We start from the raw sequence: 15,880 nt of genomic DNA on the forward strand, positions 1-15,880 counted from the left end.
CAATGCAACGGCTATAGATCATGACCCAAGCGCGTATTTTCATTTCAGCCGTCAGTACGGAGCTGCGCAGTGCCAGGCAGATCGTCGCCCGTGTTCTTCGACGACAAGACTGCATCCCTGTGTTCCAGGAAGATTTTCCCACGCCTCATGGTGAGCTGAGCAAATGGTTGATCGAACAAATTGATGCCTGTGAAGGCTTTATTCAGCTTGTTGGTCGGGCGTATGGTGACGAGCCGAAGGTTCGTGACCCGGAGTTCGGGCGTGTTTCTTTCACCCAACTCGAGTACTACCACGCCATACGCCGAGGCAAGACGAGTTGGGTCATTGTTGTGGGTGAGCAATGTTGTGACATACCGGCCGAGCGACTTGACCTGCCTGATGAAAATCATCTCGACCCGGTCGGTTACCAGACAGAGCGGCAGATGCTCCAGCGTGCCTACCTCCAGAACCTTGTTGACCTGGGCAAATTTTGCCCGCCGGCGCACAACCAGGATCAGTTGCAAAACCTTGTTCATAATATGCGTGAGGAGCTGGACAAACTGCGTCCAGCCGCGCCCCGGAGCAGCGGGGTGGATATAGAGAAAATCCGGATCCACCTGCTACAAGCCGTGAAGGCAACACGTCAGCGCGAATTGGCTGAAGCCGAGAAGGCCGATGACTGGCGAGACCGCGAGCGCCAGCGCCAGGTCGCAGAGAATTCCTATACTGCCCAATCGAATCGTATTGAGGAGTTGGCGGCCTCTTTTGCCGAGATCGAAGGAAAGGACTCCGCGACAGGCGTTCTTCAGGAAATGACTCGTATCCTTCAAGAGGATGGCGTTGATGATGCGATCGCCTACATGGCTACGAAACGATCCGGCATCCTCACGACAATCAGAAATCGCTCAGTCCATGCGCATGAGCGTAACCGTAAAGAGCTCGAGCCATTGTTGCGGGCAGCCGCCTTGAACGACACCAAGGGCCAGGTGCAGGAAGCGCGAAGACTCTATGCCGATGTCCTGGTCGAGGAGCCGGACTGGCCGGAAGCGCTCGACGCGGCCTTTCGGTTTCTTGTTGAGCAGGGTGATCTGGCGCAAGTGCGTTCCACGCTTGTGGAGGCTCTTCAAAACTACGAGGATGCGCATCGCCATGCGCTGCACTTGGCGACTCAGGCTGCGGACAATGCGCAGTGGCAGATTCATCTGGCGATGAGCTACGACAGGGTTGGCAGCGCGCTGGAGTTTCAGGGCGACGGACCGGGGGCGCTCGTCGCCTATCGCCAGGCACTGGCGATCGACCGCGCACTGGTTGACCGTGATCCAGACAACATCGCGTGGCAACGCAATTTGTCAGTCAGCCATGAGCGGGTCGGTGACCTGCTGGAGTCTCAGGGTGACGGAGCGGGTGCGTATGCTGCCTACGACAGTGCCCATGCGATCCGCAAGATGTTGACAACGCATGATCCCGTTAACCCCGATTGGCAGCGCGATTTGTCGATCAGCTTCGGCAAGCTGGGCAATGTGCACAAGGCCCGAGGCGATGGCCCCGCAGCGCTCCACGCCTACGGCGAAGCGCTGGCGATTCGCGAGCAACTGATCAGGCATGACCCGGGCAACCTGGCATGGCAGCGTGACTTGTCGGTGAGTCATGAGCGGATCGGCGACGTGTTGCTGGCCCAGGGCAATGGGTCGGGCGCGCGGATTGCCTTCAGGAAGGCACACAGGATCCGTTCGAAGTTGGTAAAACGCGACCGGAAGAACACCGAGTGGCAGCGCGATCTCTCAATCACCTACGGAAAAATCGGCGACGTGCGCAAGGCCCGGGGCGATGGGCGAGGGGCGTTCAAAGTGTACCGAAAGAGTTTTTCGATCCGCAGGAAGCTGACCCGGCACGACCCGTCCAACGCCAAGTGGCAGCGCGACCTCGCGCTCAGTCATGACCGAATCGGTAGTGTGCTCAGAGACCGGGACGATGTTCCGGGGGCGTTCGACGCCTTTCGCACGAGTTTCTCGATACGCCATGCGTTGACCCAGCGAAACCCGCAGAACACTGACTGGCAGGGTGACCTGGCAATCAGTCACGAGCTGATCGGCGACATGCTAAAGCGCGAACGGGACCTGGATGGCGCACTCGACAACTACCAGACAAGCTTCAACATCCATAGGGCGCTAACCCTGCGTGACGGGGAAAACAGCCACTGGCAACGTGGTCTGGCGGCCAGTCACAGGAAGGTTGGCGATATATGGAAAAAACAGGGCGACAAGGCGAAGGCGCTTGCCGACTACAAGCGTGCGCTGGCAATCAATCAGACCCTGAACGAACGTGATTCAGTCAATGCCGTGTGGCAGCGCGACCTGTCGATTACTCATCGCCGGATCGGTGATGTATTGAAGGCACTTGGGGACAGCTGCGGGGCGATTACAGAGTTGCGTATCAGCCTCTCGATTTGCGAAGCACTGATTGAACGCGATCCACACAATGTCCAATGGCAGCGTGACTATCTCGTCGTCTGTTCAAAACTGAAAGATTGCGAATGACTGATAAAGGACCCGCGAGCAACGCGGGTCCGAATGGGCATCAAAGTTTCGGTAATTGGCCGATGCGCCCCATCATCTCGGTGACGATCTGCAAGTCCAGCAAGAACTGGTCGACGGTCTTGAACTCATTGTCGGTGTGGCCGGTGTATTTGACTTCGGGCCGGGCCAGGCCGAATTGCACGCCGTTGGGCAGCTCATGGACCGAGGTGGCGCCGGCAGAGGTGCCGTACTTGTGTTCCATGCCGAGGTTTTCACTGGCCACGGCCAGCAATGCCTTGACCCATTCGCCCTCGGGGTTGCGGTACATCGGTTCGGCGATTGAGTAGTCGAAGGTTGCTGCTACCTGGCTCTGCTTGCTCCAGGCGCCAATCTTGTCGGCGATTTCGGCCTTGAGCGCTTCCGGGGATTTGCCCTTCGGTACGCGCAGGTTGACCGCGAGTTTGAAGGTTTTTTCATCACCTCCGACAAACGTCAGGGAAGCGGTCAACGGTCCCATGAAGTCATCTGCAAAGCCGACCCCCAATTTCCCACCGAGGTAATCCAGCCCCCAATTGTCGGCCGCGTAGCGAGCGGCGTCGGTGATGTGGTTGTGTTTGAGCGCGACCTTGCCGTCAAGACTGTTGATGAACACCAGCATTCTGGAGACCGGGTTGACACCTGATTCGGGCTCGGAGGAGTGCGCGGAAACGCCAGTGACCGTCAGCTTGACGTCCTTGCCGTCGACCTTGGCTGTCACACTGAAGTCGCCGCCATTGCGCTGGGCAAAATCGGCACCGGCCTTTTGCAGGCTGGCGGCCAGTTCGGCGGGATTATCAGTCACCAGCGTGACCACCGAGGCTGACGGAATCTGGTTGGTCGCCAGGCCCCCGGTCATTGAGGTGATTTCGGCGCCCTTGCCGTCAGCCTTGCGCTTGGCAAAGTTGGCCATGACCGTGCCGTAGCCTTTTTCGGCAATCACTACCGGGTAACTGCCATCCAGCGCGAGGTTGTAGTTGGGCGTCGGGTTGCGTTCGAAGTAATAGGGGATGGCATCGCCCGTGGTTTCCTCGGTGGTGTCCACCAGCAGTTTGAAATCCCTCGCCAGCGGCAGTTTCTCTTCCTTGATTACTTTCATGGCGTACAGCGCCGCGACGATGCCATTTTTGTCATCCTCGGTGCCCCGGCCGTACAGTCGGTCGCCGATCAGGGTGACCTTGAACGGATCGAGGCGGGTGCCGTCTTTCAGCACCCAGTTCTCCGGCGTCGCGGGCACCACGTCGGCATGCGCGTGGATGCCCACGACTTCATCGCTGCTGCCGTCGAGGGAGATCTCATAGACGCGGTTGTCGACGTTGCGAAAGTTCAGGTTGAAGGCCTCGGCAAGGCTTTTGATCTTGTCCGCGATCTTGATGAATTCAGGATTATCGTGCTGGGCCACGCCGTCGACCTGGAAGGTCGGGATGGCGACCAGTTCGCGTAGGGTTTCGGTGGCGGCGGCGCCGTACTTCACCCGTGCATACAGACCCAGCAGGCGATGAATCTCGTTTTGCTGATCGGCGGAAAGGGTTTTGTTGTCGAGGAAGGCACCGATGGCCGGGCCGAGGTTGGCGCTGTTGGCGAGATCGCTCTTGGACAGGCTGGTCAGGAACTGGCGGAAATCCGTGACCGAGGCGTCGTTGAATGTCTTGAGAATGGTCGCGCTCTGTTGCGGGGTGATGTTGGCGTGCGCGGCCGTGGTGAACGTTGAAAGGCTGGCGACTAGCAGAGTTGTCGCGGCCAAATGCTTGAGTGAAAAATCCATCGCTGGCATTCCTTTGCTGGAGTGAATGAAACAAAACGTTTCAACACTACCATTGTAGGAGCGAGCTTGCTCCGGGCGGCGTTCCGACGATGGTCCCAGGACGCCGCAGTTAATCCAGGAAGCACGCGTTATCATTAACGACCATCGCGAGCAAGCTCGCTCCCACAGTTTTTCGGGTGAATCTCAAGACAGGGTTGAGATGTTATAGGGTAACAATATAAGCTTGCCGGCACTCTGTTCTCCGGGACATGTTTGCTCACCTCTTGTAGTGCGAAACCTCCATGACAATCGCTTCCCCTCGTTCCATAAGCCCGCCCGCCACTCGGCTCCTGTCCATCGACGCACTTAGGGGCCTGGTGATTCTGTTCATGCTGCTCGACCACGTCCGCGAAACCTTTTTTCTGCATCGTCAGGTGTCCGACCCCATGGACATCGCCACCACCGAACCGGCACTGTTTTTCAGCCGGACCCTGGCCCATTTGTGTGCCCCGGTGTTTGTGCTGCTCACCGGTCTGTCGGCCTGGCTCTACGGTGAAAAATACGCCAGCAAGTCTGACGTTTGCAGCTTTCTGTTCAAGCGGGGGCTGTTTCTTGTGGTGCTGGAGTTCACCTTGGTGAACTTCGCCTGGACGTTCCAGTTGCCGCCGACGGTGATTTATTTGCAGGTGATCTGGGCCATTGGCTTGAGCATGATGGCGTTGTCGGTGATGGTTTGGCTGCCGAGATCGATCCTGCTGGTACTCAGTCTGGCGATCATCACCGGGCATAACTTGCTGGACGGAGTGCATTTCCCGATCGGCTCGGCCATGCATGTGCCCTGGGCGATTTTGCATGACCGTGGCTGGATTGAACTGGCCGACACCCTGCGCCTGCGGACTTCTTACCCTGTGCTGCCGTGGATTGGCGTGATCGGACTGGGGTATGCGATGGGCCCGTGGTTTGGCAGAGCGGCCGACGCCAAGGCCCGTCAGATGAAGTTGTTGCTATGCGGTGTTGGCGGGCTGGCGGTTTTCATGGCGCTGCGGCTGTTAAACGGTTATGGCGAGAAGCCCTGGCAGGTCGGGGACACCGCGCTGCGCACCCTGATGAGTGTGTTCAACATCACCAAATACCCGCCCTCGCTGCTGTTTATTGCATTGACCCTGAGCGTGGGTTGCTTGCTGCTGCTGTGGTTCGAGCGCGCGCAACACCGCCAATGGTTGCGACCGTTGGCCGTGTTCGGCTCGGCGCCGATGTTCTTCTATTTGCTGCACCTGTACGCATTGAAGCTTTTATATGTGTTCGCCGTGGCCCTGTTCGGTTTGAATCAGGGCGCGTGGTTCGGCTTTGCGTCGGTCAGCGCGGTCTGGATTACGGCGATGTTGCTGGCTGTTGCGCTGTATCCGGCAGTGAACAGGTTCGCCGGGTTGAAAGCGCGACGTCGGGACATCACTTGGCTCAAATACTTTTGAATGTGCACTTTTATAACGCCGTGCCGCGTGCCGTTGCACTATGCGAAGGCATAACGCCGGGGGATTTCTCGCGTCATCACCCTGTACAGGCCGCCAAAAGTAGCGCTTTCAAGATCTGGCACAAACACTGCAACACACCGAACAAGCCCACCCTGAATGCAATCGAGTGGGCAGCCCCTCGGTCAACGACGATCGATCCGCGGGCAACATCGGTGGATCAGGCATAGACGTCTGGTGCTAACACCGCAAAAGAACAGGCAAAGACGCCTGGAACCGCAAGGTTTCAGGCGTTTTTTTTTTGCTTTTGAACCGTATTAGCCGGGTGCTTCCTATGAATTCCAATGTTGCCGCGTTGAACAAAGTGCAAACGCTGATCGTGATTGGCAATGGCATGGTCGGCCATCATTGCGTCGAGCAGTTGATCGAGCGGGGTGCGCTTGACCAGTATCAAGTGCACGTCTTCAGCGAGGAGCCGATGCGTGCCTATGACCGTGTGCACCTTTCCGAGTACTTCTCCGGCCGCGATGCCGAGTCGTTGGCGTTGTCGGATGCGTCGCTTTACCAGACGCCGGGCGTCACCCTGCATTTGGGCGTGCCGGTGCTGGAAATCGACCGTGCCGGGCGTCAGGTGATCACCGCGCAGGGCTGCCTGGCTTACGACAAATTGGTGTTGGCCACCGGGTCTTACCCGTTTGTGCCGCCCATCGAAGGCGCGGAGGGCGATTCGCGTCTGGTGTACCGAACCCTCGAAGACCTCGACGCCATCCGGGCCGCTGCGTCCAACGCCCGACGCGGGGTCGTCGTCGGTGGCGGGCTGTTGGGCCTTGAAGCCGCCAATGCCTTGAAGAGCCTGGGCCTGGAAGCGCACGTGGTGGAATTCGCCCCGCGGTTGATGCCGGTGCAGCTCGATGAAATGGGTGGCCTTGCGCTCAAGTCGCAGATCGAACGGCTGGGCGTCGGCGTGCACCTGTCCCGCGCTACGCAGTCGATCAGCGCGGGCGCGGAGTATCGCTATCGGATGAATTTCGCCAATGACGAGTTTCTCGAGGCCGACCTGATCGTGTTTTCCGCCGGGATCCGCGCCCAGGACACCCTGGCCCGCCAATGCGCGCTGGAGATCGGTCCGCGCGGTGGCGTGGTGATCAACGACGAATGCCTGAGCAGCGACCCGGACATTTACGCCATCGGCGAGTGCGCTTCCTGGAACGGCAGCCTGTTCGGCCTGGTCGCGCCGGGCTATCAGATGGCTCGCGGGGTGGCGGCACTTCTGTGCAGCGGCACCGGCGAGCCGTTCATTGGCGCCGACATGTCGACCAAACTCAAACTGCTCGGGGTCGATGTCGGCTCCATCGGCGACGCCCATGCCCACACGCCGGGGGCGCGCAGCTATCAATTCATCGACGAAACCACGGCGAGCTACCGCCGCCTGGTGGTGGATGCTGCGGGCAAGCACGTCATTGGTGCAGTGCTGGTCGGCGACAACAGCTATTACGACACGCTGCTGCAATACATGCAGAACGCAATTGCCCTGCCGGCGGAACCGGCCAGCCTGATTCTGCCGTCGTCCGAAGGCGCACCGACCCTCGGCCCGGGCGCGTTGCCCGAAACGGCCACAGTCTGCTCGTGCCACAACGTCAACAAGGGTTCGATCTGCTCGGCCATCGACGGTGGTTGCACCGACCTCGGCGTGCTCAAGTCGCAGACCAAGGCCGGCACCGGTTGCGGCGGTTGCGCCGGTCTGCTCAAGCAGGTGTTCGAACATGAGCTGATTGCCCGTGGCGTCAGTGTCGATAAAAGCCTGTGTGAACACTTCGCTTACACCCGTCAGGAGCTCTATGCGCTGGTCCGCGTAGAAGGGGTGCTGACGTTCGAAGAACTGCTGGCCAAACATGGTCGTGGCCACACCGGTTGCGACGTGTGCAAACCGGCCGTGGGCTCGATCCTCGCGTCGTGCTGGAACCAGCCGATCATGGACGCCTCGCTGGTGCCGTTGCAGGACACCAACGACACCTTCATGGCCAATATGCAAAAAAACGGCACCTATTCGGTCGTGCCGCGCATTCCGGGCGGCGAAATCACCGCCGACAAACTGATCGCCATCGGTGTGGTCGCGAAGAAATACGACCTCTACACCAAGATTACCGGCGGTCAGCGGATCGACCTGTTTGGTGCGCAACTGCATGAATTGCCGGACATCTGGGCCGAGCTGATTGCCGCCGGTTTCGAGACCGGGCACGCCTACGGCAAATCGACCCGGACGGTGAAGTCCTGCGTCGGCAGCACCTGGTGCCGCTATGGCGTGCAGGACAGCGTGCAAATGGCCCTGACCCTCGAGGACCGCTACAAAGGCCTTCGCTCGCCACACAAACTCAAGTTCGCGGTGTCTGGTTGCACCCGCGAATGCGCCGAGGCCCAAAGCAAAGACGTCGGCGTGATCGCCACCGAGAAAGGCTGGAACCTCTACATCGCCGGCAACGGCGGCATGCGCCCGCGCCATGCCGAACTGTTCGCCACCGACCTCGACGATGCGACCCTGATCCGCTACATCGACCGCTTCCTGATGTTCTACATCCGCACCGCCGACAAATTGCAGCGCACTTCGGTGTGGCGCGAAAGCCTGGAGGGCGGCCTCGATTTCCTCAAAGACGTGATCATCGACGACAGCCTCGGACTTGGCGCGGAACTTGAATCGCAAATGCAGCTGGTGGTCGACCGCTATGAATGCGAATGGGCCAACGCACTTCAGGACCCGGAAAAACTCAAACGTTTCCGCACCTTCGTCAACGACAAACGCCCCGATCCGGACATCCATTTTGTCCAGGAACGCGGTCAGCGCCGGCCGATCATGGCCGCCGAACTCAACCTGATTCCTGTTACCGAGGAGATTGCCTGATGAGCCAGTTCAATACCCAACGCGTCAACGCCCTGAACACTCACGTGTGGCATTCGGTGTGCGAGCAGCAGGATCTGGTCCGCGATTCCGGCGTGGTCGTGTGGCTGGACGGCGCACAAGTGGCGCTGTTTTACCTGCCGGGTGCCGAGGGCCGGACCCTCTACGCCATCGACAACCACGACCCGCAATCCGGGGCGAATGTGATCGGTCGTGGTTTGATCGGCAGCATCAAGGGAGACCTGGTGGTGGCCTCGCCGATCTACAAGCAGCATTTTCGCCTCGAGGACGGCAGTTGCCTGGAACATCCGCAACAGCACCTGCGGGTGTGGCCGGTGCGATTGAATGGCGATGTGGTGGAAGTCGGCGTGGCTTGAGGGGCGAGTGACCTAGCGGGAAATGATCCCGTGATCGATCGCGTATTTGACCAGCGCCGCCGGTTTGTCGATGTTGAGCTTGCGGCGGATGCTCAGGCGATGGGTCTCGACGGTGCGCACGCTGATGTCCAGGTCGCGGGCCATTTCCTTGTTGTTCATGCCTTGGGCCATTTTGTACAGCACCTGGCTTTCACGCGGCGTCAGCTCGTTGTCGGTGGTTTTGTCGGCGATCAGGCGCTGGGCGATTTCGGCGCTGTAGAACGTCCCGCCGCTGGCAATGGCTTCGATGGCGGCAATGATTTCCCGTGACGGCGCATTCTTCAGCACATAGCCGCTGGCACCCGAGCGCACCGATTCACTGACGTATTCATAATTGTCGTACATGCTCAGCACCAGCACTTTGAGTGACGGGTACTGGCTGCGCAGCAAACGCGTCAGTTCCAGGCCGTTGATGTCCTTGAGGCTGATGTCGACCAGCAACAGATCGGGCCGGCAGCGCCCGACCATCTCGATGGCGTCCGTGCCATTTTCCGCTTCGCCGACCACTTCCAGTTGGGCCATGACGGACAGCAACGCTCTGATGCCTTCGCGGACCAGAGAGTGATCGTCGACCAGGGCGACGCGGATCGGGGAGGGCAGGTTCATCACGGGCATTTACTCTTGCTTTTCAGGTGAGCGAGTCAGGTCAGCGTTTTACGCCGGGCATTTTCATCGGCAGCAGTACGTCCAGCTCACTTCTTCCGGGCACGGATATCAATTCGAACCGTCCGCCAAAATGCTCGACACGTTCACGGATGTTGCGCAGTCCAATGCCGGCTTGATGACGTTCGACCTGGGCGACGTTGAAGCCGACGCCGTCATCGATCACCGTCAACCGTATCGATTCTTCAGAGCCGTGCAAGGTAATGGACACGTTTTTTGCCTGCGCGTGGCGTTCAATGTTGGTCAGGCCTTCTTGCGCAATGCGGAACAACGAGACGGCGGCGCCATCGACCAGATGGCAGTCAAATTCGTTGTCGTTGTAGGTTACCGTCAACCCGCTGCGTTGCCCGCATTCCTCGGCGAGCTGGCCGATGGCGGCGGACAGGCCGAGGGTGTCGAGCAGGGAAGAGCGCAGATCGTGAGAGAGGCTGCGCACCTCGCCAATCGCATCGCCGAGGCGCTCGGTGGCTTCTCGCAAAATGCTCAAACCCTTGTCTTGTCCATTTTCCAGCACATGACTGGCCAGTTCGAACTGGAACTTGATGGAGACCAGCACCTGACTGATGCCGTCGTGCAGTTCGCGTGACACCCGCGAGCGTTCTTCCTCTTGCAAACTGACGATGCGCTGGGTCAGGCGTTGCAGTTTTTTGTCGGCCAGGCGGTGCTCGCTGACGTTGAGCGTCATGCCGCTGGCAAACACGAACAGCACCGCCACCAGGGCCACGACGGCAATCGCCAGCATGGTTTTGCGGATGCCTTGGGCCACTTCGTCCCGCGCTTGCTGGGTGGCGCGTTCGACGTCCTCCAGGTAAATCCCGGTGCCGAGCATCCAGCCCCAGCGATCCAGCATGACGACGTAGGCGAGTTTGTCGGTCACCTGGCCGGAGGAGGGTTTGTTCCAGGCGTAACGCTGAAAGCCTTCGCCGGACTGCGCACTTTTGAGCAAAGCCTGAATCACCGGCAGCCCCTGTGGGTCCTTCATGTCCCACAGATATTTGCCGACCAGATCCGATTGGCGCGCGTGCATCAGGCTGCGGCCTTCGCGGTCGTAGACGAAAAAATAGCCGTTGATGCCAAAACTGAGCTTGCGCAATTCCTCCAGCACTTGCTGCTGAGCGTGCGCGTCACCGTGGCCGTCGTCGTACAGCGGCGCGATCAGGCTCTGGGCCATTTCCACGTAGTTTTTCAGTTCAGCACGCTTGCTGGCGAGGATGCTGTCCTCGATCAATTGCGCCTGTTGATCACCCAGTTGCCGGTTCAGGGAAATCACCAGCGCGCAGATGACCGCAATCGCCAACACCAGCGGCAAGATCCCGAGTGCAACGATTTTGTGTTTGAGCTGCATCTGGGCTCCTGATGACTTTGTAGGAGCGAGCTCGCTCGCGAAGGACGTCAACGAAAACGCGGGTTTTCAGGCTACACGCGGTGTTCTTGAGTGCATCGCGAGCAAGCTCGCTCCTACAGGGACGGTGTTAGGCGAAGGCCGGCATCATATGCCAAAGCGATGCGGGTCCAGTAGCAGTGCTGGACGGAATGACCGACGGCTCAAGCGGTTGACACAAGACCTGTGGGAGCGAGCTTGCTCGCGATAACGGACTGACATTCACCATTGTGTTGACTGTGCCACCGCCATCGCGAGCAAGCTCGCTCCCACAGGTCTTGCATTTTGACTGATGAACAAGTGGCGCCTACGTAGAACTACGTAGACGCCACGTACGTAGTAACGCGGATTTATTTGTGGACGGCATGCGCGGATATTGGGCCAGCTCCGCTCAGCGGACACAATTATAAAAATTACCGCCGCAGTCACTGGCTGTCGGCAGGAGACACGCTATGCCCCGTCTGGCTAAACACCTCGCCTGGTTTGCCGTGGCTGTTCTGGGTGCGTTCGCGCTGAGTGTCGTGGCCTTGCGCCGCGGCGAAGCGATCAACGCCCTCTGGATCGTAGTCGCAGCCGTCGCCATCTACCTCGTCGCTTACCGCTACTACAGCCTGTTCATCGCCAACAAGGTGATGCAACTCGATCCCAATCGAGCCACGCCTGCCGTGCTCAACAACGATGGTCTGGACTACGTGCCGACCAACAAACACGTGTTGTTCGGTCACCACTTCGCAGCCATCGCCGGCGCGGGGCCTTTGGTCGGTCCGGTCCTGGCGGCGCAGATGGGTTACCTGCCCGGCACGCTGTGGCTGATCGCCGGCGTGGTGCTGGCCGGTGCGGTTCAGGACTTCATGGTCCTGTTCATGTCCACCCGCCGCAACGGCCGCTCGCTGGGCGACATGGTGCGTGAAGAAATGGGCCGTATTCCCGGCACCATCGCGCTGTTCGGCTGCTTCCTGATCATGATCATCATCCTCGCGGTGCTGGCGCTGATCGTGGTCAAGGCCCTGGCCGAAAGCCCGTGGGGCATTTTCACGGTGATGGCGACCATCCCGATTGCGATGTTCATGGGCATTTACATGCGCTACATCCGTCCGGGTCGCATCGGCGAAATCTCGGTCATCGGTGTGTTGCTGCTGCTCGGTTCGATCTGGCTCGGCGGGCAGGTTGCCGCGGATCCGGTGTGGGCCAAGGCCTTTACCTTCACCGGCATTCAAATCACCTGGATGCTGATCGGTTACGGTTTCGTGGCCGCGGTATTGCCAGTGTGGCTGATTCTGGCCCCGCGTGATTACCTCTCCACGTTCCTGAAAATCGGCACCATCATCGCCCTGGCCATCGGCATTCTGGTGACCATGCCCGACCTGAAAATGCCGGCACTGACCCAGTTCATCGATGGCACCGGCCCGGTATGGAAGGGCGGTCTGTTCCCGTTCCTGTTCATCACCATCGCCTGTGGAGCGGTCTCGGGTTTCCACGCGCTGATCGCTTCGGGCACTACACCGAAGCTGCTCGCCAGTGAAGGCCACGCCCGCTACATCGGTTACGGCGGCATGCTGATGGAATCGTTCGTGGCGATCATGGCCATGGTTGCCGCTTCGGTCATCGAGCCAGGCGTGTACTTCGCCATGAACAGCCCGGCAGCCATCGTCGGCTCGGACGCGGTAACGGTGGCACAAACCGTCAGCAGCTGGGGTTTTGCAATTACCCCGGAAGCGTTGCAGGCGGTGGCCAAGGACATCGGCGAAACCACCATCCTCGCCCGTGCCGGCGGTGCGCCGACCCTGGCGGTGGGTATTGCGCAGATCCTGCACAGTGTCCTGCCGGGTGAAAACACCATGGCGTTCTGGTACCACTTCGCAATTCTGTTTGAAGCGTTGTTCATCCTGACCGCGGTGGATGCCGGCACCCGTGCCGGGCGGTTCATGCTGCAGGATTTGCTCGGTTCATTCGTACCGGCGCTGAAACGCACGGAATCCTGGACCGCCAACCTGATTGCCACCGCCGGTTGTGTGGCCATGTGGGGTTACTTGCTCTATCAAGGCGTGATCGATCCGCTGGGTGGCATCAACACCTTGTGGCCGCTTTTCGGCATCTCCAACCAGATGCTGGCCGGGATCGCGCTGATGCTGGCGACGGTGGTGCTGATCAAAATGAAACGCCAGCGCTACGTCTGGGTGACCATGCTGCCCGCCGTCTGGCTGCTGATCTGCACCACCACAGCCGGCTTCATCAAGCTGTTCGACGCCAACCCGGCCATCGGCTTCCTTGCCCTGGCCAAGAAGTACAGCGATGCGCTGGCGAACGGTCAAGTGCTCGCACCGGCCAAAAGCATCGAGCAGATGCAGCATGTGATCTACAACGCCTACACCAACGCGACGCTGACAGCGCTGTTTTTGCTGGTGGTCTTCAGCATCCTGTTCTTCGCGCTCAAGGTCGGCATTGCCGCATGGGGCACCAAGGAACGCACGGATAAAGAAGCACCGTTCCAGGCCCTGCCGGATGCGTGAGCGAGGAGTGCAGCATGTTCAATGACCTGAGTCGCCTGGGTAAATACCTCGGTCAGGCCGCACGCCTGATGGTCGGCATGCCTGACTACGATACTTACGTCGAGCATATGCAGAGCAAACATCCGGACAAGCCGGTGATGAGTTACGAGGTGTTCTTTCGCGAGCGCCAGGAAGCTCGTTACGGGAGTAAGGCCGGACCGAAGTGTTGTTGATGCTGTAGGTCCGTCCGGCAGCAAAAAAAACGCCGCTCATTGAGCGGCGTTTTTTATGGGGGGCTGGTCAGGTAGAAGGCAACTCTTCCCATTTGACGTGGGTCAACTCGGACTTTTCAGCGTGTTCGAGCAATCTGGCGTGATTGTCCACGGCGTCGTCTTCCCCATACAAAAGACCCACGCCGGCGTGCAGGCAGGCGTAATACCAGGCGTCTTCGTCGGTCATGTGGGTGTCCGGCTGGACAAACATTCGACGCACGTTGTTCAAGCAGTAGGTGATTTCAAAGTGCCGAGACCGCATCAGCCAATTCTCCAGATGATGGGGCTCGGACATTAGTGGCGTAGTGCCAGTTCCGTTTTTTTTTCTTTCTTCTGATTGGGGACCGGAGAGATTCGGAGTTTATTCGTATATTTTCGCGTTCTTCCAGTCACTGCCAATGCATGATCCGATGAGAATCCCTAGTGGGAGCGAGCTTGCTCGCGATGGCTTTGTGTCAGGCGACGGGGATTTTGAGGGTGTACATATCCATTCTTGCGATTACGGCCGCTATTGGTTTCGCCCTTACGGCGACTCACTTTGAAAAGCCCAAAGTAAGCAAAGGCTCTTGCCCCACCACTCGGCACCTCGCTCTGGCTCGGTGTGCCCTCACTCCGGCATTGCTTCGCGGGTCGCCGCGAAGGGCCATCCTTGGCCCAGCGCGGCTAAACCGGCATCCTTGCCGGTTTCCCCGCTACGCAATACCTGCGTTCGGCCAGCGTGGTTAACGGGGCGCCAAGATCAAAATCTTACCGCGGCGGCCTGCGGGCCGACCGTGGCATCAAGCGGGCGCGCTTCGCTTGTTTGATCGTGCACAACCTTTGGCCTGATGCAAATCCCCTGTGGGAGCGAGCTTGCTCGCGATAGCGGTGTGTCAGTCGACATGGATGTTCGATGATAAACCGCTATCGCGAGCAAGCTCGCTCCCACAGTGGGGAATTTGGTGGGCGTGGCATTGGTGTTCAACGCGATGACTTGGTCGAACTAACCGTCAGGTCGGCCCGAAGGCCGCCTCGGTTTTGATTTTGATTTTGTTCTGAGCGCCCCATAAAACCACGCTGGCCGAACGCAGGCATTGCGCAGCGGGTAAACCGGCATGGATGCCGGTTTAGCCGCGCTGGGCCAGGGATGGCCCTTCGCGGCGACCCGCGGAGCAATGCCGGAGTGAGGGCACACCGAGCCAGAGCGAGGTGCCGAGTGGTGGGGCAAGAGCGTTTGGGTTACTTTTGCGCTCTATCAAAAGTGACTCGCCGTAAGGGCGAAACCAATAGCCGCCGTCACCCCAGAAACGGATATGTACACCCGCCACAAAGCCGTCGCGAGCAGGCTCGCTCCCACAGTACCGCGTCCGACCCAGCGGGTTTCTTGATTGGCGTCAACCGGATGAATCGACCTGCTGTGTATCCTGCCCAGAGGCCAAAACCTGTTGGCCAGGGCTGGTGACTCAATCCCGTCCAGCCGAATCGAGAGCCAGAACCCATGCTCTATCCGCTGCTGCTGACATTGCACCTGTTTGCCGCCCTGATCTTCATCGGCACCGTGTTCTTCGAAGTCCTGTTTCTGGAAAGCATCCGCAAGCAACTGCCCGCAAGGGTGATGATGCAGGTGGAGCAGGGCATTGGTCGTCGGGCCCGCAAGCTGATGCCGTGGGTATTGCTGACGCTGTTCGGCGCCGGGCTCGGCATGGTCTGGTTGCGTTATTTGCCCGCGCTCGCCGCGCCAACGACCTCATCGTTCGGCACGTTATTGATGCTGAAAATCCTCGTCGCCGTGAGCGTGCTCGGGCATTTCCTGATGGCCATGTTTTTGTTCAAAAGCGGCCGCATGAACGCCCGATACCTGCAGTTCATCCACGGCAGTCTGTTTGGCCATATGGTCGTCATCGTCTTGCTGGCCAAAGGCATGTTCTACCTGACGTGGTGACCGGTGGTCCGTTCCTGCCACCCACTGGGGGCAGGGCTTGATACAGATCAAGGAGTATCGATCGCCAATCCCCGACACTGACGATCCGCAGCCAGTCTCGG

11 protein-coding genes are annotated in these 15,880 nt (G+C 59.4%); 7 read left to right on the plus strand and 4 right to left on the minus strand.

Annotation, left to right across the window (positions count from 1 at the left end; genetic code table 11):
* The first annotated feature begins 20 nt into the window (after positions 1-20).
* Positions 21-2,516 (plus strand): DUF4062 domain-containing protein, encoded by a 2,496-nt coding sequence (locus F8N62_RS18245; RefSeq protein WP_150711971.1) that lies wholly within the window; start codon positions 21-23, stop codon positions 2,514-2,516.
* 40 nt (positions 2,517-2,556) lie between these two features.
* Here F8N62_RS18245 and F8N62_RS18250 read toward each other — a convergent pair whose 3' ends face one another.
* A complete protein-coding gene (locus tag F8N62_RS18250) occupies positions 2,557-4,296 on the minus strand; it encodes a dipeptidase (protein ID WP_150711972.1) in 1,740 nt (579 codons plus the stop codon).
* A gap of 281 nt (positions 4,297-4,577) precedes the next feature.
* Between F8N62_RS18250 and F8N62_RS18255 the strand changes: the two genes are divergently transcribed.
* The 3 genes from F8N62_RS18255 to nirD all read left to right on the plus strand — a co-directional run bounded on the left by F8N62_RS18255 (position 4,578) and on the right by nirD (position 9,014).
* Positions 4,578-5,747, plus strand: a complete 1,170-nt coding sequence (locus F8N62_RS18255) for a DUF1624 domain-containing protein (RefSeq protein WP_150711973.1) — start codon at positions 4,578-4,580, stop codon at positions 5,745-5,747.
* Between the two features lie 331 nt (positions 5,748-6,078).
* On the plus strand, positions 6,079-8,640 hold the full coding sequence (gene nirB / locus F8N62_RS18260; RefSeq protein WP_150711974.1) for a nitrite reductase large subunit NirB: 2,562 nt from the start codon (positions 6,079-6,081) through the stop codon (positions 8,638-8,640).
* On the plus strand, positions 8,640-9,014 hold the full coding sequence (gene nirD, locus F8N62_RS18265) for a nitrite reductase small subunit NirD (protein ID WP_150711975.1): 375 nt from the start codon (positions 8,640-8,642) through the stop codon (positions 9,012-9,014). The genes nirB and nirD overlap by 1 nt, the downstream gene beginning before the upstream one ends.
* Positions 9,015-9,026: 12 nt before the next feature.
* On the opposite strand, the gene F8N62_RS18270 is transcribed toward nirD, so the two are convergent.
* Positions 9,027-9,659 (minus strand): response regulator, encoded by a 633-nt coding sequence (locus tag F8N62_RS18270; protein WP_150711976.1) that lies wholly within the window; start codon positions 9,657-9,659, stop codon positions 9,027-9,029.
* A gap of 40 nt (positions 9,660-9,699) precedes the next feature.
* A complete protein-coding gene (locus F8N62_RS18275) occupies positions 9,700-11,061 on the minus strand; it encodes a cache domain-containing protein (protein ID WP_150711977.1) in 1,362 nt (453 codons plus the stop codon).
* 488 nt (positions 11,062-11,549) lie between these two features.
* Between F8N62_RS18275 and F8N62_RS18285 the strand changes: the two genes are divergently transcribed.
* Both F8N62_RS18285 and F8N62_RS18290 read left to right on the plus strand, forming a co-directional pair.
* Positions 11,550-13,607, plus strand: a complete 2,058-nt coding sequence (locus tag F8N62_RS18285; RefSeq protein WP_150711979.1) for a carbon starvation CstA family protein — start codon at positions 11,550-11,552, stop codon at positions 13,605-13,607.
* A 14-nt stretch (positions 13,608-13,621) separates the two neighbouring features.
* Positions 13,622-13,819 (plus strand): YbdD/YjiX family protein, encoded by a 198-nt coding sequence (locus tag F8N62_RS18290; protein ID WP_109631600.1) that lies wholly within the window; start codon positions 13,622-13,624, stop codon positions 13,817-13,819.
* Between the two features lie 67 nt (positions 13,820-13,886).
* Here F8N62_RS18290 and F8N62_RS18295 read toward each other — a convergent pair whose 3' ends face one another.
* Positions 13,887-14,120, minus strand: a complete 234-nt coding sequence (locus tag F8N62_RS18295; RefSeq protein WP_224791385.1) for a DUF6555 family protein — start codon at positions 14,118-14,120, stop codon at positions 13,887-13,889.
* Between the two features lie 1,215 nt (positions 14,121-15,335).
* Here F8N62_RS18295 and F8N62_RS18305 point away from each other — a divergent pair.
* Positions 15,336-15,779: a CopD family copper resistance protein gene (locus F8N62_RS18305; protein ID WP_150711981.1), complete on the plus strand. Its 444-nt coding sequence runs from the start codon at positions 15,336-15,338 to the stop codon at positions 15,777-15,779.
* Positions 15,780-15,880: the final 101 nt, after the last annotated feature.

Origin of the sequence: Pseudomonas fluorescens (genome assembly GCF_902497785.1) — a bacterium.
Classification (GTDB): domain Bacteria; phylum Pseudomonadota; class Gammaproteobacteria; order Pseudomonadales; family Pseudomonadaceae; genus Aquipseudomonas; species Aquipseudomonas fluorescens_BO.